The 22,596-nt window shown below is 67.7% G+C and carries 28 protein-coding genes; 23 read left to right on the top strand and 5 right to left on the bottom strand.

The genetic code is table 11. The annotated features are described in order from the left end of the window. Nucleotides 1–18: 18 nt before the first annotated feature. A complete protein-coding gene (locus AAW51_RS05380) occupies nt 19–1,047 on the top strand; it encodes a GGDEF domain-containing protein (RefSeq protein ID WP_047193780.1) in 1,029 nt (342 codons plus the stop codon). Nucleotides 1,048–1,105: 58 nt separating this feature from the next. Here AAW51_RS05380 and AAW51_RS05385 read toward each other — a convergent pair whose 3' ends face one another. After that, nucleotides 1,106–2,578 (bottom strand): cryptochrome/photolyase family protein, encoded by a 1,473-nt coding sequence (locus tag AAW51_RS05385; RefSeq protein ID WP_047197446.1) that lies wholly within the window; start codon nt 2,576–2,578, stop codon nt 1,106–1,108. 34 nt (nt 2,579–2,612) lie between these two features. Between AAW51_RS05385 and AAW51_RS05390 the strand changes: the two genes are divergently transcribed. The 6 genes from AAW51_RS05390 to AAW51_RS05415 all read left to right on the top strand — a co-directional run bounded on the left by AAW51_RS05390 (nt 2,613) and on the right by AAW51_RS05415 (nt 7,248). After that, nucleotides 2,613–3,188 carry a YqgE/AlgH family protein gene (locus AAW51_RS05390; protein ID WP_047193781.1) on the top strand — a complete coding sequence of 192 codons (576 nt, stop codon included), beginning with the start codon at nt 2,613–2,615 and terminating at the stop codon, nt 3,186–3,188. A 73-nt stretch (nt 3,189–3,261) separates the two neighbouring features. Further along, a complete protein-coding gene (gene ruvX, locus AAW51_RS05395; RefSeq protein ID WP_047193782.1) occupies nt 3,262–3,684 on the top strand; it encodes a Holliday junction resolvase RuvX in 423 nt (140 codons plus the stop codon). Continuing rightward, complete coding sequence (gene pyrR, locus AAW51_RS05400) at nt 3,681–4,187, top strand: bifunctional pyr operon transcriptional regulator/uracil phosphoribosyltransferase PyrR (protein ID WP_047193783.1); 507 nt, start codon at nt 3,681–3,683, stop codon at nt 4,185–4,187. The genes ruvX and pyrR overlap by 4 nt, the downstream gene beginning before the upstream one ends. Before the next feature lie 10 nt (nt 4,188–4,197). Beyond that, a complete protein-coding gene (locus AAW51_RS05405; protein ID WP_047193784.1) occupies nt 4,198–5,160 on the top strand; it encodes an aspartate carbamoyltransferase catalytic subunit in 963 nt (320 codons plus the stop codon). 25 nt (nt 5,161–5,185) lie between these two features. Further along, nucleotides 5,186–6,496, top strand: a complete 1,311-nt coding sequence (locus tag AAW51_RS05410) for a dihydroorotase (protein ID WP_047193785.1) — start codon at nt 5,186–5,188, stop codon at nt 6,494–6,496. Continuing rightward, the gene (locus AAW51_RS05415) at nt 6,493–7,248 is read left to right on the top strand and encodes a lysophospholipid acyltransferase family protein (RefSeq protein WP_083438093.1); all 756 of its coding nucleotides are present in this window, start codon (nt 6,493–6,495) and stop codon (nt 7,246–7,248) included. Before AAW51_RS05410 ends, AAW51_RS05415 begins: the two co-directional genes overlap by 4 nt. Nucleotides 7,249–7,294: 46 nt before the next feature. Here AAW51_RS05415 and gpmA read toward each other — a convergent pair whose 3' ends face one another. After that, nucleotides 7,295–8,038: a 2,3-diphosphoglycerate-dependent phosphoglycerate mutase gene (gene gpmA, locus AAW51_RS05420; RefSeq protein ID WP_047193786.1), complete on the bottom strand. Its 744-nt coding sequence runs from the start codon at nt 8,036–8,038 to the stop codon at nt 7,295–7,297. Nucleotides 8,039–8,157: 119 nt separating this feature from the next. Between gpmA and AAW51_RS05425 the strand changes: the two genes are divergently transcribed. From AAW51_RS05425 to AAW51_RS05445, 5 genes are all read left to right on the top strand, one after another. After that, nucleotides 8,158–8,574, top strand: a complete 417-nt coding sequence (locus AAW51_RS05425) for a rhodanese-like domain-containing protein (RefSeq protein ID WP_047193787.1) — start codon at nt 8,158–8,160, stop codon at nt 8,572–8,574. Between the two features lie 52 nt (nt 8,575–8,626). Continuing rightward, nucleotides 8,627–8,899, top strand: coding sequence for a glutaredoxin 3 (gene grxC, locus AAW51_RS05430; RefSeq protein WP_047193788.1), 273 nt, complete (start codon nt 8,627–8,629; stop codon nt 8,897–8,899). 99 nt (nt 8,900–8,998) lie between these two features. Continuing rightward, nucleotides 8,999–9,475: a protein-export chaperone SecB gene (secB, locus tag AAW51_RS05435; protein WP_047193789.1), complete on the top strand. Its 477-nt coding sequence runs from the start codon at nt 8,999–9,001 to the stop codon at nt 9,473–9,475. Nucleotides 9,476–9,492: 17 nt separating this feature from the next. Beyond that, the gene (locus AAW51_RS05440) at nt 9,493–10,473 is read left to right on the top strand and encodes an NAD(P)H-dependent glycerol-3-phosphate dehydrogenase (RefSeq protein WP_047193790.1); all 981 of its coding nucleotides are present in this window, start codon (nt 9,493–9,495) and stop codon (nt 10,471–10,473) included. 33 nt (nt 10,474–10,506) lie between these two features. Next, entirely contained in the window at nt 10,507–11,487 is a 981-nt protein-coding gene (locus AAW51_RS05445; protein ID WP_417903614.1) for a Bug family tripartite tricarboxylate transporter substrate binding protein, read from the top strand. Nucleotides 11,488–11,503: 16 nt separating this feature from the next. On the opposite strand, the gene trmL is transcribed toward AAW51_RS05445, so the two are convergent. Next, nucleotides 11,504–11,974, bottom strand: a complete 471-nt coding sequence (gene trmL / locus AAW51_RS05450; protein WP_047193792.1) for a tRNA (uridine(34)/cytosine(34)/5-carboxymethylaminomethyluridine(34)-2'-O)-methyltransferase TrmL — start codon at nt 11,972–11,974, stop codon at nt 11,504–11,506. Further along, nucleotides 11,920–12,711 carry a ComF family protein gene (locus tag AAW51_RS05455; RefSeq protein ID WP_238947766.1) on the bottom strand — a complete coding sequence of 264 codons (792 nt, stop codon included), beginning with the start codon at nt 12,709–12,711 and terminating at the stop codon, nt 11,920–11,922. Before AAW51_RS05455 ends, trmL begins: the two co-directional genes overlap by 55 nt. A gap of 23 nt (nt 12,712–12,734) precedes the next feature. Between AAW51_RS05455 and AAW51_RS05460 the strand changes: the two genes are divergently transcribed. The 8 genes from AAW51_RS05460 (at nt 12,735) to AAW51_RS05490 (ending at nt 19,604) form a co-directional block, all read left to right on the top strand. Next, a complete protein-coding gene (locus AAW51_RS05460) occupies nt 12,735–13,637 on the top strand; it encodes a methyltransferase domain-containing protein (RefSeq protein ID WP_047193793.1) in 903 nt (300 codons plus the stop codon). A 492-nt stretch (nt 13,638–14,129) separates the two neighbouring features. Next, entirely contained in the window at nt 14,130–14,630 is a 501-nt protein-coding gene (locus AAW51_RS05465) for a DUF2244 domain-containing protein (protein ID WP_047193794.1), read from the top strand. Between the two features lie 68 nt (nt 14,631–14,698). After that, nucleotides 14,699–15,862 carry a cytochrome c oxidase subunit II gene (gene coxB / locus AAW51_RS05470; RefSeq protein WP_047197449.1) on the top strand — a complete coding sequence of 388 codons (1,164 nt, stop codon included), beginning with the start codon at nt 14,699–14,701 and terminating at the stop codon, nt 15,860–15,862. 62 nt (nt 15,863–15,924) lie between these two features. Further along, complete coding sequence (ctaD, locus tag AAW51_RS05475) at nt 15,925–17,592, top strand: cytochrome c oxidase subunit I (protein ID WP_047193795.1); 1,668 nt, start codon at nt 15,925–15,927, stop codon at nt 17,590–17,592. A 4-nt stretch (nt 17,593–17,596) separates the two neighbouring features. Beyond that, nucleotides 17,597–17,710 (top strand): cytochrome oxidase small assembly protein, encoded by a 114-nt coding sequence (locus AAW51_RS30625; protein ID WP_238947767.1) that lies wholly within the window; start codon nt 17,597–17,599, stop codon nt 17,708–17,710. Between the two features lie 34 nt (nt 17,711–17,744). Continuing rightward, nucleotides 17,745–18,377 carry a cytochrome c oxidase assembly protein gene (locus AAW51_RS05480; protein WP_238947768.1) on the top strand — a complete coding sequence of 211 codons (633 nt, stop codon included), beginning with the start codon at nt 17,745–17,747 and terminating at the stop codon, nt 18,375–18,377. Beyond that, entirely contained in the window at nt 18,374–18,625 is a 252-nt protein-coding gene (locus AAW51_RS05485; RefSeq protein ID WP_047193797.1) for a DUF2970 domain-containing protein, read from the top strand. The genes AAW51_RS05480 and AAW51_RS05485 overlap by 4 nt, the downstream gene beginning before the upstream one ends. A gap of 91 nt (nt 18,626–18,716) precedes the next feature. Next, nucleotides 18,717–19,604, top strand: coding sequence for a cytochrome c oxidase subunit 3 (locus AAW51_RS05490; RefSeq protein WP_047193798.1), 888 nt, complete (start codon nt 18,717–18,719; stop codon nt 19,602–19,604). A gap of 148 nt (nt 19,605–19,752) precedes the next feature. On the opposite strand, the gene AAW51_RS05495 is transcribed toward AAW51_RS05490, so the two are convergent. Then, on the bottom strand, nt 19,753–19,974 hold the full coding sequence (locus tag AAW51_RS05495; RefSeq protein ID WP_047193799.1) for a twin transmembrane helix small protein: 222 nt from the start codon (nt 19,972–19,974) through the stop codon (nt 19,753–19,755). A 50-nt stretch (nt 19,975–20,024) separates the two neighbouring features. Between AAW51_RS05495 and AAW51_RS05500 the strand changes: the two genes are divergently transcribed. From AAW51_RS05500 to AAW51_RS05510, 3 genes are read left to right on the top strand one after another with little or no spacing between them, the layout of a single operon-like run. Next, nucleotides 20,025–20,771, top strand: a complete 747-nt coding sequence (locus tag AAW51_RS05500; protein WP_047193800.1) for an SURF1 family protein — start codon at nt 20,025–20,027, stop codon at nt 20,769–20,771. After that, entirely contained in the window at nt 20,725–21,432 is a 708-nt protein-coding gene (locus AAW51_RS05505; protein WP_169787984.1) for an SCO family protein, read from the top strand. The genes AAW51_RS05500 and AAW51_RS05505 overlap by 47 nt, the downstream gene beginning before the upstream one ends. A gap of 11 nt (nt 21,433–21,443) precedes the next feature. Beyond that, nucleotides 21,444–22,595 (top strand): COX15/CtaA family protein, encoded by a 1,152-nt coding sequence (locus tag AAW51_RS05510; protein ID WP_047193801.1) that lies wholly within the window; start codon nt 21,444–21,446, stop codon nt 22,593–22,595. Nucleotide 22,596 lies beyond the last annotated feature (1 nt).

The raw sequence follows: 22,596 nt of genomic DNA on the forward strand, positions 1-22,596 counted from the left end.
GAACGCCAGACATTGCCTATGCCCAACGCCATTGATCACCTCGCCGCACTGACGGGCTACCGTGACCGGGATCTCCTCGATGTGACCCTGGCTCATGCCCTGATGGACCTGCTCCAGCCCTGCGGCGTGTCCGTGCACAAGTTGGTCGGCGAAACCGGGCAACAGCGCTGGCTTCTACGGGCCCGGCTCGACGAAGGGCAGGTGACCGCGGTGTCCGACCCCCCCTGGGTGGCGTTCGAAGACCTGCCGGCCAAGGCCAGCGTGGCGCTGCGCTGCGAATGTATCGATACGCAAAATATTGTGGTCGGAGCCGGCGCCGACGGCCGCACCTTGACGCTGTTTCCGATGCTCGCCGAGGGCGACGCCATCGGCGTGGTCGAGGTCGACAGCGCCGAGGCGCTGCCCGAGGCCAACCAGCGCATGGTCAACAGCATCCTGCGCATCTACCGCAACTTCCACGGCTTGCTCGATTACAGCGAGCGAGACACGCTGACCGGCTTGCTCAACCGCAAGACCTTCGACGAGGCCTTTCTCAAGACGGCACATGCCCAGGGCGCGCCGTCCGGGGAAGGCGAGCGGCGCAACGAACCGGTGCGCAGCACGCACTGGCTGGGCGTGGTTGACATCGACCACTTCAAGCAGGTCAACGACCGCTTCGGTCACTTGATCGGCGACGAGGTGCTGCTGCTGGTGGCGCGCATCCTGCGCAGCACCTTCCGCTTCCAGGACCGGCTCTACCGCTTCGGCGGTGAGGAGTTCGTGGTGTTGCTGCGCTGCTCCAACGAAGCCGACGCTGAAAACGCATTCGAGCGCTTGCGCCTGAACATGGAAAGCTATGGCTTTCCGCAGGTCGGCACCGTGACGGCCAGCATCGGCTTCACCGAGGTGCTGCCAGGCGATGGGCCCAGCGCGGCCTTCGAACGTGCCGACCAGGCCGTCTATTACGCCAAGCAGCACGGCCGCAACCAGGTGTGCGGGCACGGCGACCTGGTGCGCCGGGGCCTGCTCAAGGACTCGACCAAGGTCGGCGACATCGAGCTGTTCTGAGGCTGCCACGCCGCCTAGCTGCGGCGCAACACAGGGCCACCCGGGGTGCTCGCCCACCTCACTTGCTGACCGACTTCACCCCGGCATACCGCTGCAGCGTGCGCTGCCGCGCGTCTTCGTGCGAAACGATGGGCTCCGGATAGTCCTGCCCTAAGGTCACGCCCGCCGCGGCGAGCTCGACCGGCCGCGCCAGCCACGGGGCATGGATGGCCGCATCGGGCAGCTTGGCGAGTTGCGGCAGGTAGCGGCGGATGAACTTGCCCTCGGCATCGAACTTCTGGCTCTGGCTGACCGGGTTGAAGATGCGGAAATAGGGCTGCGCATCGCAGCCCGTGGACGCGGCCCACTGCCACCCGCCGTTGTTGGCCGCCAGGTCGTAGTCGTTCAGTTGCAGCGCGAAATAGCGCTCGCCGCGCCGCCAGTCCACGCCGAGGTCCTTGCAGAGGAAGCTGGCGGTCACCATGCGCAGCCGGTTGTGCATGTAGCCCGTCTGGTTCAACTGCGCCATCGCGGCGTCCACCAGCGGATAGCCGGTGCGTCCCTCACACCAGGCCGCGAACAGCTTGTCGGCGTGTTTGCCGTGCTCCCAGCGGATGGCGTCGTACTCCGGCTTGAAGCTGTGCGTCACGACCCGCGGGTGATGGTGCAGCACCTGGTGATAGAAGTCGCGCCAGACCAGCTCCGACAGCCACACCTCGGCTCCCCGCGAGCCGGCGCGCGCACGGTCCCAAGCCAGCCGGGCCAGGTGACGCACCGACGCCGTGCCGAAGCGCAGATGCACCGAAAGGTAACTGGGGCCTTTCAGCGCCGGGAAGTTGCGGCTGTCCTCGTAGCGATCGATGCGGTCGAGGAAGTCGTCCAGCAAGGCCTCGGCGCCCTGCGCGCCTGGGGGCATTTGCAGTTCATGCAGGTTGGTGGGCGCAAAGCCCAGCTCGGCGAGCATGGGCACCGGCCGTTGCAACTCGGGCGGACGCGGCGCGAGTGCGTCGGCATAGCGTTCGGTCGGGTAGGCCCGCAGGTAGTAGCCGTCGAGCTTGCGCAGCCAGGCGGTCTTGTAGGGTGTGAAGACGCTGTAGCTGCCGCCCGCCGCGGTCAGCACCTCGTCAGCCTCGAACACCACCTGATCCTTGGACGTGTGCAGCATGATGCCGAGGTCGGCCAGGCGTCCCAACACCTGCGCGTCGCGCGCCTTGGCGGCGGGCTCGTAGTCGTGGTTGGCATAGACCGCCTGCACGTGCAAGGTGTCGGCCAGCGCGGGCAGCACGTCGACCGCGCGGCCGTGCAGCACGATCAGGCCGCCGCCCGGTTGCGCGGTGGTGGCGCGCAGCGTCGCATCGAGCTCGACCAAGGCATCTCGGATGAACTCGACACGCCGGTCGGCGCGCGGCAGCGGGTCGAGGATCTCGGTGTCGAAGACAAACACGCACCAGACGCGGCGTGCGGCCTTCAAGGCATGGTAAAGGGCCGCGTGATCGTGCAGCCGCAGGTCCCGTCGGAACCACACCAAGGCCGAGTCAAGGACTTTCTCCATCGGGCCGATCTTCTCAGAGGAATAGAATCGCTGCATGGCCGCCGATCCCGCCAGCATCAACCTCACCAACCAGTTCCTGATCGCCATGCCCGGCATGGCCGACGACACCTTCTCGGGTGCCGTCGTCTATCTGTGCGAGCACACGGAGCGTGGGGCGCTGGGGTTGGTCATCAACAAGCCCATCGACATCAAGTTGCGCAACCTGTTCGAGAAGGTCGACCTGACGCTCGACCGGGCCGACCTGGCCGATGCCCCGGTCTTCTTCGGAGGGCCGGTGCAGACCGAGCGTGGCTTCGTGCTGCACGAGACTGTCGGCGAGCACTACAACTCCTCGCTGCCCATCCCCGGTGGCCTCGAGATGACGACCAGCAAGGACGTGCTCGAGGCCCTGGCCAACGGTGCCGGCCCCAAGCGCGTGCTGGTCACGCTCGGCTACAGCGGGTGGACCGCCGGCCAACTCGAAGACGAGATCGCGCGCAACGGCTGGATCACCGTCGCCGCCGAGCCCCATGTCATTTTCGATACCCCCGTCGAACACCGCTATGAGCGCGCCCTGTCGCTGCTGGGCATCCATCCCAGCATGTTGACGCAGGAGGCCGGACACGCATGAGCGCGGCGCTGGGCCGCCCCGAGCGCGCGTCGCCTCTTGGCGGGGCCGCCCGTCACCGTCCTAGGGTGCGGCAATGAGCGCCTCGCCCGAGGCTGCCACCCCCCTTCGCCATTTCGTCTATCTCGCTTTCGACTTCGGCCTCAAGCGGGTCGGCGCAGCGGCGGGCAACAGTTTCACGCGCAACCCGCAACCGCTGCGCACCATCGCGGCCGAGGGCGACGCCCGCTTCACGGCGATCGGCAAGCTGATCGCCGAGTGGCAACCCGATGCCCTCGTGATCGGCGTGCCATTCCACCCCGACGGCGCGGCCCACGAGAACACCGTGCGCGCCCGTCGGTTCGGCCGGCAACTGCATGGGCGCTTCCGGCTGCCGGTGCACGAGGTCGACGAGCGCTACACGACCACCGAGGCGAAATCGATGGGGGCGCGCGACGCCGACGCCGCGTCGGCCTGCTTGATCCTTGAACAATTCCTCCGGGAGAACCCGTCGCCATGACGACATTGCACCTCGATGCCGAAGCGCTCTACCTCGACCTGCAGGCCGGCGTGCGCCCGCTGCTGCGCCACGACGCTGCTCTGGTCGGCATCTGGTCGGGTGGCGCGTGGCTGGCCGAGCGCCTGCAGCGCGACCTCGGGCTGCCCGGCGAACACGGCGTGATCTCCAGCGCCTTGCATCGCGACGACTTCGAGTCGCGCGGCCTGGCCGGCGGCGGCGACCACACCCGGCTGCCGTTCGACGTGCGCGACCGTCACGTCCTGCTGATCGACGACGTGCTCTACACCGGGCGCACCACCCGCGCGGTGATCAACGAGCTGTTCGACTTCGGCCGCCCGGCGAGCGTCACGCTCGCGGTGCTGGTCGACCGCGGCGGCCGCGAGCTGCCGATCCAACCTTCGTTCTCGGCGGCGCGCGTGTCGCTGCCGCACACCCAGCGGCTGTCGCTGGTCCGCGACGAGCAGGGCCGCTTCAGCTTTGACATCAAGTCCGTCCAGCCCTGAAGAGGACGCCATGCTGTACAAGCGCAACCCCCAGCTCAACCAGCACGGCGAGCTGATCCACCTGCTGTCGATCGAAGGGCTGCCCCGCGCGGTGCTCCATCACATCCTCGACACCGCCGAAACCTTTCTGAGCGTCAACGATCGCGAAGTGAAGAAGGTGCCGCTGCTGCGCGGCAAGAGCGTGTTCAACCTGTTCTTCGAGAACAGCACCCGCACCCGCACCACCTTCGAAATCGCCGCCAAGCGGCTCAGCGCCGACGTCATCAACCTCGACATCGCCCGCTCGTCCACCGCCAAGGGCGAAAGCCTGCTCGACACCATCGCCAACCTGAGCGCGATGCATGCCGACATGTTCGTGGTGCGGCACAGCGAATCGGGCGCGCCCTACCTGATCGCCCAGCATTGCGCGCCGCATGTGCACGTGGTCAACGCCGGCGACGGCCGCCATGCGCATCCGACGCAAGGCCTGCTGGACATGTACACGATCCGGCACTACAAGCGCGACTTCACCAATCTCACCGTGGCCATCGTCGGCGACATCGTGCACTCGCGCGTGGCCCGCTCCGACATCCATGCACTGACCACGCTGGGCGTGCCCGAGGTGCGGGTGGTCGGCCCCAAGACGCTGGTGCCTGGCGACCTGAAAGAGATGGGCGTGCGGGTGTGCCACGACATGAAGGAAGGCATCCGCGATGCCGACGTCGTGATCATGCTGCGGCTGCAGAACGAGCGCATGAGCGGCGCCTTGCTGCCGTCGGCCGGCGAGTTCTTCAAGAACTTCGGCCTCACGCCCGAGAAGCTCGCCCTGGCCAAGCCCGACGCCATCGTGATGCACCCCGGCCCGATCAACCGCGGCGTCGAGATCGACTCTGCCGTGGCGGACGGCAAGCAGAGCGTGATCCTGCCTCAGGTGACCTTCGGCATCGCGGTGCGCATGGCCGTGATGTCCATCATCGCCGGCAACGAGGCTTGAGGACGGGAAAGAGACAGCACTCATCATGAAGATCCTGATCCAGAATGGCCGCCTGGTCGACCCCGCCAGCCGCAGCGACACCCTGGCCGACGTGGCGATCGCCGCCGGCCGCATCGTGACCATCGGCAGCGTCAGCCCCGACTTTCAGCCGGATCGCACGCTCGACGCCACCGGGCTGGTGGTCGCCCCCGGCCTGGTCGACCTGGCCGCCCGGCTGCGCGAGCCCGGCTACGAGCACGAAGGCATGCTCGAAAGCGAGATGGCCGCGGCGGTGGCCGGCGGTGTCACCAGCCTGGTCTGCCCGCCGGACACCGACCCCGCGCTCGACGAACCGGGCCTGGTGGAGATGCTCAAGTTCCGCGCGCGCAACCTCAACCAGTCGCGCCTCTATCCGCTCGGTGCCCTGACGCGTGGACTGAAGGGCGAGGTGCTGACCGAGATGGCCGAGTTGACCGAAGCCGGCTGCGTCGGCTTTTCGCAGGCCGAGATCGCGCTCGAGAACACCCAGATCCTGATGCGCGCACTGCAGTACGCGGCCACCTTCGGCTACACCGTCTGGCTGCGCCCGCAGGACCCGCATTTGGGCAAGGGCGTCGCCGCGAGCGGTGCTGTGGCGACCCGGCTGGGTCTGTCCGGCGTGCCGGTCAGCGCCGAGACCATCGCCTTGCACACCATCTTCGAGCTGGTGCGCACCACCGGTGCCCGCGTCCATCTGTGCCGGCTCAGCAGTGCCGCCGGGCTGGCCCTGGTGCGCGCCGCCAAGGCCGAAGGCCTGCCGATCACCTGCGACGTCAGCATCAACCATCTGCACCTGACCGATGTCGACATCGGCTATTTCAATGCCGACATGCGGCTGACGCCGCCGCTGCGCCAGCAGCGCGACCGTGACGCGATCCGCGCCGGCCTGGCGGACGGCACCATCGACGCGCTGGTGAGCGACCACACCCCGGTCGACGACGACGCCAAGACCTTGCCGTTCGGTGAAGCCGAGCCCGGGGCGACCGGCCTCGAGCTGCTGCTCAAGCTGGCGCTGAAGTGGGGCGAGGAGAGCCGCGTCGATCTGCTGCGCACGCTCGCCGTCATCACGCACGAGCCGGTGCGTGTGATCGGTGACGCGCTCGGCTCGCTGGCGTCCAGCACCGGCCGGCTGGTCGAAGGCGGGGTTGCCGACGTCTGCGTGTTCGACCCCGGTGCGCGCTGGAAGGTCGAGGCCGCGGCCTTGCGCAGCCAGGGCCGCCACACGCCCTTCACCGGCTACGAGCTGCCCGGGCGGGTGCGCTATACGGTGGTGGCCGGGCAGGTCGCCTTCGACGCTCCCGAGCCGGGCGCCGCTTGAAGCCGTTGCGTGTGGTGGGGCAGGCGGCGCTGGTCGCCTGGCGGCTGGGGCGCGTGATCGTGCACGCCGGCCGGGGGCTGCGCATCGTCAGCGTCGGCTGGCGCCACCTTGACGTCGACCAACGGCGTGAACGTATCGCGACATGGTCGCAGCAGTTGCTGCGGCTGGCGGGTGTGCAGCTGCACATCGAGGGCCATCCGCTGCCCGGCGCCAAGCTGTACGTCGCCAACCATGTCTCTTGGCTCGACATCGTGGCCATCAACGCCGTGTCACCGGCCCAGTTCGTCTCCAAGGCCGAAGTCAAACACTGGCCGCTGCTGAACCGCCTCGTGTCCGCAGCCGACACGCTGTACCTGGAGCGAGAGCGCCGCCGCGACGCCTTGCGCGTGGTCCACCAAGTGGCAGAGGCGCTGCAGGCCGGCGGCACAGTGGCCGTGTTTCCCGAGGGCACGACCAGCGACGGACGCGGCCTGCTGCCCTTCCATGCCAACTTGCTGCAGGCCGCCATCGTCACTGGCACGCCGGTGCAGCCCATCGCGCTGCGCTACAGCGACGCACGCCACCCGGTCAGTCCGGCGGCCGCTTATATCGGCAACATGACCTTGCTGGTGTCGTTGTGGCGGGTGTTGACGGCCGAGCGGCTGAACGTGCGCGTCAGCCTGCTGTCGCCCGAGCCGAGTCAGGGGGCCGACCGGCGCGCGCTCGGCGAGCGCGTGCGTCAGCAGATCCTGCAACGGCTCGAAGCAGGCTGAACCTCATCAAGGCAGTTCAGCCTGGCGAGCCGCGGGTCCCTCAGCCTCAGGCCTTGCCCTGGTTGGCCACGGCGGCCGCGGCCTTCGCGGCGGCTTCGGCGTCACCCAGGTAGTAGTGCTTGATCGGCTTCAGGTTGGCGTCCAGTTCGTAGACGAGCGGAATGCCGTTGGGAATGTTGACGCCGACGATCTCGTTGTCGGAGATGTTGTCGAGGTACTTCACCAGTGCACGGATGCTGTTGCCGTGCGCTGCGATCACGATGCGCTTGCCGGCCTTCAGCGCCGGCGCGATCGAGTCGTTCCAGAACGGCATCACGCGCTCGACCGTGTCTTTCAGGCATTCGGTCAGCGGAATGTCTTCGGGCTTCAGCTTGGCGTAGCGCACGTCCTGGCGCTGGCCGCGCGGGTCGTTCGCGTCCAGCGCGGGCGGCGGCGTGTCGTAGCTGCGGCGCCAGATCAGCACCTGCTCGTCGCCGTACTGCTTGGCCATGTCGGCCTTGTTCAGGCCTTGCAGCGCGCCGTAGTGGCGCTCGTTCAAACGCCACGAGTGCACCACCGGCAGCCAGGTGCGGTCCATCTGGTCCAGCGTGTGCCACAGGGTCCAGATGGCGCGCTTCAGCACCGAGGTGTAGGCGACGTCGAAGTCGTAGCCTTCGGCCTTCAACAAACGGCCGGCCTGTTTGGCCTGCTCGACGCCGGTGGGCGTCAGATCGACATCGGTCCAACCGGTGAAGCGGTTCTCGAGATTCCAGGTGGATTCACCGTGACGAATGAGCACGAGCTTGTACATGCGGGCAGCCTCCAGGCAAGCGAGTGTGTATGGTCTTGGATGCGCCCGGCGGGACGCAAAGCCCGCAATTCTATAATCCGCGCCCGTTACAGACCTCCTCCAACCGAGGGCCACCTCAAGTGAAATTCCTGATCGACAACTGGTACCTCCTCCTCGCGGCCTTCGTGTCCGGCGGGCTGCTCGTCTGGCCGATGGTCACGCGCGGTGCGCGCGGTGGCGGTGTCAGCCCTGCCCAGGCGGTGCACATGATCAACCGTGAAAAGGCGGTCGTGATCGACATCAGCGAGCCCAAGGAATACGCCGCCGGCCATGTCGCCGGGGCCCGCAACGTGCCGCTCGGCAGCCTCGCCGCCGGTGCCAAGGACCTGCCGTCCAACAAATCCCTGCCGCTGATCCTGGTTTGCTCGAACGGCGCACGCGCTGGCAAGGCTGTCGCTACGCTGCAGAAACTGGGCTATCAGACGGTCGTGCCGCTCGCAGGCGGTCTGGCCGCGTGGCGCGAGGCCAACCTCCCGATCCAGAAATCGGCGTCGTGACGCCCGCTGCTGGCGCTGCTGGTGGCCCCATCTCTCAGTTGAAGGACCGTGCATGCAACCCGTGAAGATGTACACGACCCTGGTGTGTCCGTACTGCCAGCGTGCCAAGATGCTGCTCAAGCAACGCGGCGTCGGCGAGATCGATGAGATCCGTGTCGACCTGCATCCGGCCGAGCGCGACAAGATGATCGAAATCACCGGTCGCCGCACCGTGCCGCAGATCTTCATCGGCGACACCCACGTCGGCGGTTGCGATGACCTGATCGCACTCGACCAGCGCGGCGGCCTGATGCCGCTGTTGAACGGTAACGCCGCTTCGGCCTGATACAACCCGCAGCGAGCCGCGAAGCGGCTCGTAGATAATGCGTGATGCAGCCCGCACCACTTTCGGTTGCGGGCTTTTCGTTTGAGGAAGACGACTATCATGGCCGACCAAGACAAAACCCCGGTGTTCCAGATCCAGCGCATCTACGTCAAGGATCTGTCGCTCGAGCAGCCCAATTCGCCGCAGATCCTGCTCGAGCAAGAGCAGCCCCAGGTGGACATCAACCTGGGCCTCGAAGCCCAACCGATCACCGACGGGATCTTCGAAGTCGCGGTGGTCGCCACCGTGCACACCAAGCTCAAGGACAAGACGCTGTTCCTGGTCGAGGCCAAGCAGGCCGGCATCTTCGAGATCCGCAACATTCCCGAAGAGCAGCTCAACCCCATCATCGGCATCGCCTGCCCGCAGATCGTCTATCCGTACCTGCGTGCCGTGGTGGCCGACATGATCTCGCGCGCCGGCTTCCCGCCCGTGCACCTGGCCGAAGTGAACTTCCAGGCCATGTACGAAGCGCAGCAACAGCAGCAACAGGCCCAGGGCGCCAACGGCGGCTCGCCCATCATCACCAAGGCCTGAGGACCGTCGCCGTCCCGATGAACATCACCGTTCTGGGGGCCGGCGCCTGGGGCACGGCGCTCGCACTCAGCGCAGCGCCGCGCCACCCGACGCTGCTGTGGGCGCGCGATGCCGTGCAGGCCGAGCGCATGCGCGCCGAGCGCCGCAACACCCGCTACCTGCCCGAGGTCGCGTTGCCGGCCTCGCTGCAGGTCGGCAGCGATCTGCAGGCCGCGCTGGCTCATGCGCGCGACGGTCTCATCGTCGTGGCGACACCGATGGCTGCATTGCGGTCCACCTTGTCACAGCTGCCCGACCGCGCCCGCATCTGTTGGCTCTGCAAGGGTTTCGAGGCGGGCACCGGACTGCTCGGACACGAGGTCGCACGTGAAGTGCGGCCCGAAGCCCATGTGGGCGTGCTGTCCGGCCCCAGCTTCGCGCTCGAGGTCGCGCGCGGGCAGCCCACCGCACTGGTGGCGGCCAGCGTCGAGGCCGGGCTGCGGCAGGCGGCGGTCGACGCCTTCCACAGCGACACCTTGCGCATCTACACCTCCACCGACCCGGTCGGCGTGGAGGTGGGAGGTGCGGTCAAGAACGTGCTGGCCATCGCCACCGGCATCGCCGATGGCATGGAGGCCGGCTTGAACGGACGCGCCGCCTTGATCACCCGCGGCCTGGCCGAAATCACCCGCTTGGGCGTCGCGCTCGACGCCCGCGCCGAAACCTTCATGGGCCTGAGCGGGCTCGGCGATCTGGTGCTCACCGCCACCGGTGCGTTGTCGCGCAACCGGCAGGTTGGGTTGAAGCTGGCCGAGGGCAAAGCTTTGCCGGACATCCTGCACGAACTGGGGCATGTGGCCGAGGGCGTCTACAGCGCCGCCACGGTGCTGCAGCGCGCCCAGGCGCGCGGCGTCGAGATGCCGATCACCGAGGCGGTGGTGGGGGTCATCGAGGGCCGTTGGTCGCCGCGTCAGGCACTCGAACAACTGATGGGCCGGAACGCGCGCGCCGAATGGTGAGCCGGCCCCGGCCATCGTAGCAGTACCACGATCATCATGAAACGTCGCGAGATCCTGAAGGGCGCCGCTGCCGTCGGCGCTGGCTTGCCCCTGTGCGGCCCGGCTGCAGCGCAGGCGTGGCCCGCCCGGCCGATCAAGCTGGTGGTGCCGTTTCCGCCCGGCAGCTCTCCCGACCTGATCGCGCGGCTGATCGCGGAACCTCTGGCCGCTGCACTCGGCCAGCCAGTGCTGGTCGACAACCGCGCCGGTGCCGGCGGCAACCTTGGCACCGGCGCGGTGGCCAGGGCGACACCCGACGGCTACACGCTGTTGTTCACCATCCAGGGCCCGCTCGTCACGGCGCCCTTGCTGAACCCGCGGCTGCCTTACGACCCCTACACCCAGCTCGCGCCGGTCAGCCTGGTGGCCACCAGCCCGAATGTGCTGGTGGTGACGCCCGAGCTGGGCAGTGCGACGCTGGCGGACTTCGTGCGCCTGGCCAAGGAGCGCCGCGGCGCACTGAACTATGGATCGGTCGGCAATGGCAGCGCCTCGCATCTGGCGATGGAATCGTTCAAGGCGCGCGCCGGCATCGACCTGCGCCATGTGCCGTTCCAGGGCTTTCCGCAGATCGTCAATGCGATGCTGTCCGGCGAAGTGCAGGCTGCGTTCATGGTGCCGGGCATCGCGATGGGGCAGGTGCGCGCCGGCAAACTGAAGGCGCTGGGCGTGACCACGCTCGGACGCAGCAGTGCGCTGCCGGAAATGCCCACCTTCGTCGAGCAAGGTTATGCCGGCTTCGAAGCGGTGTCGTGGCAGGCGGTGCTGGCGCCGGCCGGTACGCCGCCGGCGATCCTCCAGCGGGTCAGCGCCGAGCTGGTGCGCATCGTCAAGAGCAACGAGGTGCGCAGCAAGATCCTCGGCCACTACTTCAGTGCCGTGGGCACTGCGCCCGAGGCGCTCGTGACGCTGATGAAGGCCGAGCGCGACCGCTGGGGCAAGGTGATCAAGGCCGCGGGCGTGCAGCCCGAGTGAAGGGCCGTACGGCCTCTCAGGCGCCGCCGGCGTAGCCGTTCTGGCGCCAGGCCTCGAACACCGCCACCGCGACCGTGTTGGACAAGTTCAGGCTGCGCTGACCGGCGCGCATCGGCAGGCGCACCCGCTGCGGCGCCGGGAAGCTGTCGCGCAGCTCGCTCGCCAGGCCGCGCGTTTCCGAGCCGAACACCAGCCAGTCGCCGGGCTGCCACGCCACCTCGGCGAACGGCCGGCTGCCGCGGGTCGTGAAGGCGAAGATCCGCGCCGGATCGGGCGCTTGGGTTTGCAAAAAACGCTGCCAGTCGGCGTGCCGCTGCACCGATGCGTACTCGTGGTAGTCGAGCCCGGCGCGGCGCATCAGCCGGTCCTCCATCGAGAACCCGAGCGGCTCGATCAGGTGCAGCTCGCAGCCGGTGTTGGCCGCCAGCCGGATCACGTTGCCGGTGTTGGGGGGGATTTCGGGTTCGACCAGGACGATGCGGAACATGCGTCGCGATTATGGTCGAGCGGCGTGCGGCTCAGCACCCACACCTGCACGCCCGCTGCGCCAGCCTCGAGCAGGGTGTGTGCCATCTCGCGTGCCGTGGCGCCGGTCGTCATCACGTCGTCGACCAGGGCCACGTGGCGGCCGTGCAGCCTGGCTCGCCCGTGCGAGCCAACGTGGAACGCGCGCCTGACGTTGGCGGTGCGTTCGGACGGCGACAGCAGCAACTGGGACGCCGTGTCGCGCCGGCGCAGCAGCAGGTCGGGCCGCGCCGGCACGCCGAGCCTGGGGGCCAGCCAGCGCGCCACCTCCCACGCCTGGTTGTAGCCGCGCTGCCTCAGCCGCTGCTGTGACAGCGGGGTCGGCACGATGAGGTCGGCCGTCGGGCGCGGCGCCGCAGCCGGCCTCTGCAACGCGTCCAGCAGTCGCAGCCCGAGCGGGGCGACGAGGTCGAGGGCCGCGTCGAACTTGAGGGCCGCCACCAGGTGTTGCCAGGGGTAGCGATGCTCGAACGCCGTGACCGTGTGGGCGTAGGGCGGCGGTGCCTTCAGGCAGGCGCCGCAGAGCAGGCCCGCGTCCGGCACCTGCACTGCACAGCGGCAGCAGCGCGGCCGCGGCTGCCCATAGCGTGCAATGCATGCGGTGCAGATGCGCTCGGTCTGCCAGCTGCGGCAGACGGCGCACGAGGTCGGCCAGCGGTCGAGCCAGCGGCGCAGGGCGTGGGGCAGGCAAGCGGGCATGGCCGGTTTATATACTGCTCGACATGCCTGCCCCGTCTGCCCCAGCCCCCCTCGCGATCGACGCTGCGGCCGTCTCGGCCTGGCACCGCATCGCGCCGTCCAGCCCGGCGTGGCTGCACGGCGAGGTGGCGCGGCGCATGGCCGACCGCCTCGCCATCGTCCGCAAACAGCCGCAGCAGGTGCTCGACTGGTGGAGCGGTCAGGGCGCCTCGATCGAGTTGCTGCGCGCGCAATATCCGCAGGCCAGCATCGTCGCCGTCGAGCCGACCGCCGCCCGTGCCGCATCGCTGTCGCAAGCGCGTCGTGCGCCATGGTGGTCGCTGGCACGTTGGAGCGGCGCAGCGGCTGCCGTGGTCGACGAGGCAGGCCTCGACCCGGCCCGGCCAGCCGACCTGCTGTGGGCCAACATGATGTTGCACTGGGCCGTGGACCCGGTCGAACAGATGCAGCGCTGGCAGCGGGCACTCGGCGCGGACGGCTTCCTGATGTTCTCGTGCTTCGGCCCGGACACTTTGCGCGAACTGCGCGCGCTGTATGCCGAGCGCGGCTGGGGCCCGCCCAATACCGCCTTCACCGACATGCACGACCTGGGCGACATGCTGGTACACGCCGGCTTTGCCGATCCGGTGATGGACATGGAGTACCTGACGCTCAGCTGGGAGTCGCCGGCGGCGATGCTCGGCGAGTTGCGCACCCTCGGGCGCAACGCCCACCCGGCACGTTATCCCGGCTTGCGCACGCCGGCCTGGAAGGCCGAACTGCTGCGGGCCTTGCAGGCCGGGTCAGAAGAGCGCCCCGCGATGCGTTTCGAAATCATCTATGGCCACGCCTTCAAGGCCCCGCCGCGCGCCAAGGTCGGTGAAGAAACGCGGGTCTCGCTGGCCGACATGCGCAGCATGGTGCGCAGCGGCAAGGCCCGCGACTGATCGTCGGGCTCGGTGTCGCGCCGGTGCCCGTGCGTCGCGGCGGCCGGCCGTTGTAGCCCCTTGCCGCGACGCCGGGTTGATCTGGATCACTTCGGTTGTGACCGTTCTTTGCGCTGAGCTAAAATCCGTGGGTTTGGTTGGGTAGGTTCCGCGGCCGTGGCGGCGGCAGCCCTCCCGGCGCGCCTTTCGGGCGCTTACATGGTCGGATTTGTCGGTCGAGTCGGCCTGCACCGCGCGCAACACCGCGTCGCCCTGCAGATCCGTCGCGATCGACGGCTCCCGGCGGGCGGCAACGCCCGAGGGCGCTACGGCGATGGAGCGTCCCGAGCGGGCGGGCGGGTCGGCAGCACGGCGCGACGGGCTGGAGCGCAACAAGGTCGAGGCCGTGTGCAGGTGTAGAGCAACTGACAAGTTGCGGCGCAACTGGCAAGGCCTCGGCCTCGGTCCCGGTGACAGGATCCAGTAGCAACCATGGCGATCGCCGCTCCCCCCATGTCCCTGCCCCGCCCGCGACGGCTGGGCAAAGTGGTGTGTCGCGGTGACGCCTGGGGCGTGGAGTGGGTGCTCAAGCGCAACTGCTCGCTCTCGCCGGCGCAGTTGGGGCTCGTGTACGCCTCGCTGTGTGTGCTGTCCCTCGTCATTGCTTCGTGCTTCTGGGCATTGGGCGCCAGGTGGGTGATGCCTTTTGCCTGGGTCGAGTTGATCGGGCTCGGGGCGGCGCTGCTGGCCTATGCGCGCCATGCCGGCGACAGCGAACGGATCGCGCTGCAGGACGGCCGCCTGCGGGTGGAGCGCCACGATGGCAGCCGCGAGGTCTGCGTCGAGTTCCAGCAGGCGTGGGTGCGGGTCGAGCCGCAGCGGGGCGACGACGCGCTGGTCTTGCTGTCAGGGCAGGGGCGGCAGGTCGAAGTGGGTCGGCATCTGCGGCCCGAGTTGCGGCGGAACCTGGCTGAAGAATTGCGCACCGCGTTGTGCGGCAGGGCCCTGGCATGACGGGGCTCGGACGCCGGTACGGCGATGGTGATCGAGAGTTTGAAACTGAAGTGACCACGATGAAGACCATGAAAGCTCTTTGGCACAAAGTGGGGCAGGCGAGCCTCGGTGTGGGCGCGGCACTGGCCACGACGTGCGCGATGGCGGTCAGCGATCTGCCCGGCGGTCCGGCCGTGCGTCAGTTGGACATGCATCCGCCGGTCACGCGGATCGCCGAGGAGCAGCAGTTCCTGCACTACATGATGCTGTGGATCTGCGGCGCCATCTTCATCGTGGTGTTCGGCGTGATGTTCTATTCGGTGCTGAAGCACCGCAAGTCCAAGGGCGCCAAGTCGGCCAACTTCCACGAGAGCGTGAAGGTCGAAATCGCCTGGACCATCGTGCCCTTCGTCATCGTGATCCTGATGGCGCTGCCCGCCACCAAGGCCGTGGTGGCGATGAAAGACACCACCAACGCCGACGTGACCATCAAGGCCACCGGCTACCAGTGGAAATGGGGCTACGACTACCTCAAGGGTGAAGGCGAAGGCATTTCCTTCCTGGCCACCCTCGACGGCGCGCAGCGCGAGGCTTCGGACGCCGGCAAGCCGGTCGGCGACGACTACCTGCTGAAGGTCGACAACCCGGTGGTGGTGCCGGTCAACAAGAAGATCCGCATCGTGACCACCGCCAACGACGTCATCCACGCCTGGATGATCCCGGCCTTCGGCGTCAAGCAGGACGCGATCCCCGGCTTCGTGCGCGACACCTGGTTCCGTGCCGACAAGGTGGGCGATTACTACGGCCAGTGCGCCGAGCTGTGCGGCAAGGAGCACGCCTACATGCCCATCCACGTCAAGGTGGTCACCGACCAGGAGTACGCCGCCTGGGTCGACACCAAGAAGAAGGAAATGGCCGCCAAGCAGGACGACCCGGCCAAGGTCTGGACGCTGCCCGACCTGGTGGCCCGCGGCGAGAAGGTCTACAACGCCAACTGCGCGGCCTGCCACAAGGCCGACGGTACCGGCGCCGGCCCGATCAAGGCCCTGGCCGGCTCGCCCGTGGTGCAGGACGCCGACAAGTCCAAGCAGATCCATATCGTGTTGAACGGCGCTGCCAACGGTGCGATGCCTGCCTGGAAGCAGCTGTCCGACACCGAAATCGCCGCCGTGGTGACCTACACCAAGAACGCGTGGACCAACAAGACCGGACAGCTGGTGCAGCCGTCCGAGATCGTGGCCGCCCGCCAGTGACGCTGCGCGACTGACACCTCGCAGACAAGACGCGCAAGCAGTATTCGAAAGGAAGAACTTACATGAGTGCAGTTCTCGATCCCCACGGTCACGCTGCGGGCGACCATGGCCACGATCACGCACACGACCATCCGCACGGCTGGCGCCGGTGGGTGTTCGCCACCAACCACAAAGACATCGGCACCCTCTACCTGCTGTTCAGCTTCACGATGCTGATGGTGGGCGGCATCCTGGCGTTGCTGATCCGCGCTGAGCTGTTCCAGCCCGGCCTGCAGATCGTCAACCCCGAGCTGTTCAACCAGTTCACGACCATGCACGGTCTGATCATGGTGTTCGGCGCGATCATGCCGGCCTTCGTCGGCTTCGCGAACTGGATGATCCCGCTGCAGATCGGCGCGTCCGACATGGCGTTCGCGCGCATGAACAACTTCAGCTTCTGGCTGATGATTCCGGCGGCGATCATGCTGGTGGCGTCGTTCTTCATGCCCGGCGGCGCACCGGCTGCCGGCTGGACGCTGTATGCGCCACTGACGCTGCAGATGGGCCCGTCGATGGACGCCGGCATCTTCGCGATGCACATCCTCGGCGCCAGCTCGATCATGGGCTCGATCAACATCATCGTGACCATCCTCAACATGCGCGCCCCCGGGATGACGCTGATGAAGATGCCGATGTTCTGCTGGACCTGGCTGATCACCGCCTACCTGCTGATCGCGGTGATGCCGGTGCTCGCCGGCGCCATCACGATGACGCTGACCGACCGCCATTTCGAGACCAGCTTCTTCAACCCGGCCGGCGGCGGCGACCCGATCATGTACCAGCACATCTTCTGGTTCTTCGGGCACCCCGAGGTCTACATCATGATCCTGCCGGCCTTCGGCATCATCAGCCACATCGTGCCGGCCTTCGCGCGCAAGCGTCTGTTCGGCTACACCTCGATGGTGTATGCGACCGGCTCGATCGCGATCCTGTCGTTCATCGTCTGGGCGCACCATATGTTCGCCACCGGCATGCCGGTGACGGGCCAGCTGTTCTTCATGTACGCCACGATGCTGATCGCGGTGCCCACCGGCGTGAAGATCTTCAACTGGATCGCGACGATGTGGCGCGGATCGATGACCTTCGAAACCCCGATGCTGTTCGCGGTGGGCTTCATCTTCGTGTTCACGATGGGTGGCTTCACCGGGCTGATCCTGTCGGTCGCGCCGATCGACATCCAGCTGCAGGACACCTACTACGTGGTGGCGCACTTCCACTACGTGCTGGTGGCGGGCTCGCTCTATGCGCTGTTTGCCGGCTTCTACTACTGGGCGCCCAAGTGGACCGGCGTGATGTATTCCGAGACGCGCGGCAAGATCCATTTCTGGGGCTCGCTGATCACCTTTAACATCACCTTCTTCCCGATGCACTTCCTGGGTCTGGCCGGCATGCCGCGTCGTTATGCCGACTACCCGATGCAGTTCGCTGACTTCAACGCGCTGGCGACGGTGGGCGCCTTCGGCTTCGGTCTGATGCAGGTGTACTTCTTCGTCTTCGTGGTGCTGCCTGCGATGGCCGGCAAGGGCCAGAAGGCCCCGACCCAGCCGTGGGAAGGCGCCGAGGGGCTGGAGTGGGAAGTGCCGTCGCCAGCGCCGTTCCACACCTTCGAAACGCCGCCGCAGCTCAATGCCAGCGCCACCAAGGTGATCAACCTGGGCAAGCAGCTCAACCTGCACAAGGCGGCGGAGTGACACGATGACACCCGAGCAACAGAAGAAGCAGAACCTGCGACTGGCGCTGATCCTGGCGACCATCGTGGCGGCCTTCTTCATCGGGTTCATCGTGCGGATGGTCTATTTCGGCGGTTGAGCCAGCAGCAGCATCAAGCAGGGCGCTCCAGCGGATGAACTCGTCCACCCCCTCGTCCCGCCAGGCACGCATGCGCCGCGACAACCGGCGCATGGTCGGCAAGCTGGTGGTGGTCACGGCGCTGATGTTCGGCTTCGGTTATGCGCTGGTGCCGATGTACAAGGCGATCTGCGACGCGCTGGGCATCAACGTGCTTTCGCTCAGCGAGCGTTTGCTGCCCGGCATGTCGCACAAGGCCTCGCCCAACACGCAGGTCGACGTCTCGCGCAGCATCACGGTCGAGTTCGACACCAACGTGCGTGGCCCGTGGGACTTCAAGCCCGCGGTGCGCTCGCTGACGGTGCACCCGGGCCAGATGACCACGGTGATGTACGAGTTCAAGAACGTGCAGAACCGGGCCATGGCGGCCCAGGCCATCCCGAGCTACGCGCCCAAGCAAGCGATGGCGCACTTCAACAAGCTGGAGTGCTTCTGCTTCAACGAATACCTGCTAAAGCCGGGTGAGTCGAAACAGTGGCCGGTGGTCTTCGTGATCGACCCCAAGCTGCCCAAGGACGTCACCACCATCACCTTGTCCTACACCTTCTTCGAGGTGGGCGGCAAGGTGCCGCCGGCGCCGGGCGGCCACGCGTCGACGGTGCGCCAGGCGGTGGAGCCAGCGGTATGAACGAGCCGCGACGTCCCGAAGGTGACCTGCGCGCTGCGGTGCGGCGCAAGGGCAGTTTCTGGCAGTCGATGCGGGCGGTGGCGTGGTCGTTCTTCGGGGTGCGCAAGTCGTCGGAGCATGAAAAAGACCTCGGTCAGCTCAATCCGGTCCATGTGATCGTCGCCGGGCTGGTGGCCGCAGCGCTGTTCGTGATCGCCCTGGTGCTGCTGGTGCGCTGGGTGATCGGCAGCGGCGTGGCGGCCGGATGAGCGACCACAGCGAACGAGTGAACGGCAGGGCAGGCCCGCTTCGGACAACAACAGCAATCAGGACAGCAGAGTCAGGTTCATAGGAGAAAACATGTCGGCAGCGACGCATCACGGCACCACGGCGCCTCACTACTTCGTGCCCGGGCCTTCCCGGCACCCGGCCATGGCCGCTTTCGGCCTGTTCTTCGTGATCCTCGGCGCAGGCCAGTGGGTCAACGGGCAGCAGTGGGGCGCCTACGCCCTGCTGTTCGGCCTGCTGTGGTGGGCCACCATCTTGTTCCAATGGTTCCGCGACTCCATCCGGGAGAGCGAGGGCGGCCTCTACAGCGACCGCATCGACGTGTCCTACCGCTGGAGCATGGCCTGGTTCATCTTTTCGGAGGTGATGTTCTTCGGCGCCTTCTTCGGCGCGTTGTTCTGGGCTCGCACCTTCACGCTGCCGTCCCTGGGCGACATCGAGCACCAGATCCTGTGGCCCGACTTCAAGGCCCTGTGGCCCACCCAGATGCCCGGCGTGACCGCCTCGCCGGCCGGCATCGTCGAGCCCTTCCAGACCATCGGCCCGTGGCCCATCCCCACCATCAACACGGCCCTGCTGCTCACCTCGGGCGTCACGCTGACCGCCGCCCACCATGCGCTGCGCGAAAACCACCGCGGCCGCGCCATCTTCTTCATGTGGTTCACGGTGCTGTTGGGCATCGTGTTCCTCGGCTTCCAGGGTTACGAGTACGCGCACGCCTATCAGGACCTGAACCTGAAGCTCAGCTCGGGGATCTTCGGCTCGACCTTCTTCATGCTCACCGGCTTCCACGGCTTCCACGTGTTCGTCGGCATGCTGATGCTGCTGTTCATCACGCTGCGGCTGATGAAGGGCCATTTCACGCCGGAGCGTCACTTCGGCTTCGAGGGCGCCGCCTGGTACTGGCACTTCGTCGACGTGGTGTGGCTGGGCCTGTACGTCGTGGTCTACTGGATCTGACGGGACTGATGCGGGGGCCGCGTCTGCGCGCGCCGGCCCTGCCGCATCACCACCATCACCACCACCACCACCGTCTCTCCAAAACAAAAACGCCGCTCGACGCGGCGTTTTTGTTTCGATGTGCGCAATCAGCGCCGCCGGCCTGTCGTCACCGGATCACCGGCAGCCCCGTCGGCTGTATCCACCCCATCTTGTAGCTGATCAGGATGCAGACGAACAGCACGATGGAGAATCCGACCCGCAGCGCTAGCGCTCGCACCATGTTGTTGGTCTTGGGCTTGCCGTCGCGGCCATCGCGCATCATGAACACCAGGGCCGAGACGAGGCTGCCGATGATGAACAGGAAGGCAATGCCGATCAGGATTTTCATGGCGCTCATTATCCACGCCACCCCCGGCGTGCCGGCGTGTGGCTGAAGTGATGACATCACCGCGCCCATGGCGGGCCTGGGTCGTGCTGGGCGCCACGCTGGTCGGCATGGCGGTCACGGCCTCGCTCGGCCGCTGGCAGCTCGACCGCGCGGCCCAGAAAGAGGCGCTGAAGGCGGCGCACGAGCGCCAGGCGCACCTCGGCCCGCTGGGGTTGAACGACCGGCAGCCCGGCGAACTGGCCGACGGGGTGGAACATTACCGCCCAGCCGTCGCCCGGGGGCACTGGTTGGCCGACCGTACCGTGTTCCTCGACAACCGGCAGATGGGCGGACGCCCCGGCTTCTATGTGGTCACGCCGCTGCGGCTGAGCGGGCGCCCCGATGCGGTGCTGGTGCAACGCGGCTGGGTGGCGCGTGACCTGGTGGACCGCACGCGCTTGCCGGCGGTGCCGACGCCGCCCGGCGAGGTGGAAGTGCGAGGCCACATCGCCCCGCCCCCTGCCAAGCTATATGAGTTTTCGGCGGTCGGTGGCGGCGCCATTCGGCAGAATCTCGACTTGCGCGCATTCCAACAAGAAATCGGCGTGCCGCTGTGGCCGATCTCCCTCGTCCAGGCGGCATCCGCCGCAAACGGCACCGTGCCCGACGACGGGCTGCTGCGCGACTGGCCCCGTCCCGCCGTGGACGTTCACAAGCACTATGGTTATGCGTTCCAGTGGTTCGCCCTGTGTGCGCTGATGGCAGGTCTGTATGTCTGGTTCCAACTCCTCCGTCCCCGTCTCCGCCGCGTCCGCTGAGCGCCTGGCCGCGGAGCCGGTGAGCTTCACCGTGCACAGCGTGCCGACGCCGCGACTCGATGACGACGCCCGGCGCACCCGCACCGGCCGCATCAAGATGCTGCTGGTGCTGCTGGTGTGCGCGGCGCCCGTCATCGCGTCCTACTTCACCTATTACGTGATCCGGCCACAGGGCCGCATCAACTACGGCGAGCTGATCGAACCGCAGCGCACGCTGCCGGCGCTGGCCTTGCGCACGCTCGATGGCGCCCCCGTGGACGCTCAAACGCTGAAGCACCAGTGGCTGCTGGTGGTGGTCGCGCCCGCGGGTTGCGACGCCGGCTGCGAACGCCGCCTCTACCTGCAGCGCCAACTGCGCGAGACGCTGGGACGCGACCGCGACCGGCTCGACAAGCTGTGGTTCGTGACCGACCAGGCGGCGGTGCGGCCCGAACTGTTGCGGGGCATCGAAGGCGCGCAGGTGCTGCGGGTCGGGCGCGATGCGCTGACCGGCTGGCTGGCGCCGGCCCCGGGTCATGCCCTCGAAGACCACCTCTATCTGGTCGACCCGATGGGCAATTGGATGATGCGCTTCCCCGCCGAGGCCGACCCCGCGAAGATCAAGCGCGACCTGACCAAGCTGCTGCGCGCGTCGCAGAGCTGGGACCAGGCCGGGCGCTGAGGGCCGAGGCGATGGAGACTCAGCCGCTTTACAACCTGTCGCCCGTGCTGCGCATGGCCTTGCTGGGCATCGTGCTGGCGCTCGGCCCGCTGGCCTGGGTGTGGCTGCGCCACCGCGGCACCCGGGCCGGCCAGCGGCTCGCGGCGCTGACGCTGTTGACGTTGTTCCTCACCTTCGACCTGGTGTTGTTCGGCGCCTTCACCCGCTTGACCGACTCGGGCCTGGGCTGCCCCGACTGGCCGGGCTGCTACGGCGAGGCCAGCCCATTCGGGGCGCAAGCGCACATCAGCGCCGCGGAGGCCCAGATGCCCACCGGCCCGGTCACCCACCGCAAGGCCTGGATCGAGATGGTGCACCGCTACCTCGCCACCGGCGTGGGCGTGCTGATCACCGTGCTCGCGATCGTCAGCTGGCGCGAGCGGCAGCGGCAATCGCTGTCGCCCTGGTGGGCCACCGCAACCTTCGTCTGGGTCTGTGTGCAAGGGGCCTTTGGCGCACTGACCGTCACCTGGAAGCTCTACCCGGCCATCGTCACCGCGCATCTGCTGGGCGGGCTGGTCCTGCTCGCCTTGCTGGCGGCCCAGGCGCAGATCTACCGCGGGCAGCCGCTACAGCTGCCCGGGGCACTGCACCGCGCGGTGTGGGCCGTGTTCGCGCTGGTGTGGCTGCAGATCGCGCTGGGCGGCTGGGTCAGCACCAACTATGCGGTGCTCGCCTGCGCCGACTTCCCGACCTGCCAGGGCAGCTGGTGGCCGCCAATGGACTTCGAGCACGGCTTTGCCGTCGTCCGCGAGCTGGGGGCCGGCAAGCAGGGCGGCTATCTACCCTTCGCGGCGCTCACCGCCATCCACTACACCCACCGCCTGGTCGCCTACGCCGTGTTGGTGGCACTGTGCCTGCTGGCGTGGCGGCTGTCGCGCGAGGCCGAGGCGCGCCGCCTGGCGGCGCTGCTCGTCGGCGCTGCGCTGTGGCAGGCCATCACCGGGGTCAGCAACGTCGTGCTGGGCTGGCCGCTGCTGGCGGCGGTTTCGCACACCGCGGGCGCCGCCGCGCTGGTCGGTGTGCTCACCGTCGTGCTGGCCCGTTCCCACCTGGCCCGGAGCCCGCGCGGACGTTCCGCGACGACGGTGCCCGCCCGGGTCCTAGAATCCATGCCATCGTGAC

The organism is Caldimonas brevitalea (genome assembly GCF_001017435.1).
GTDB lineage: Bacteria > Pseudomonadota > Gammaproteobacteria > Burkholderiales > Burkholderiaceae_C > Caldimonas > Caldimonas brevitalea.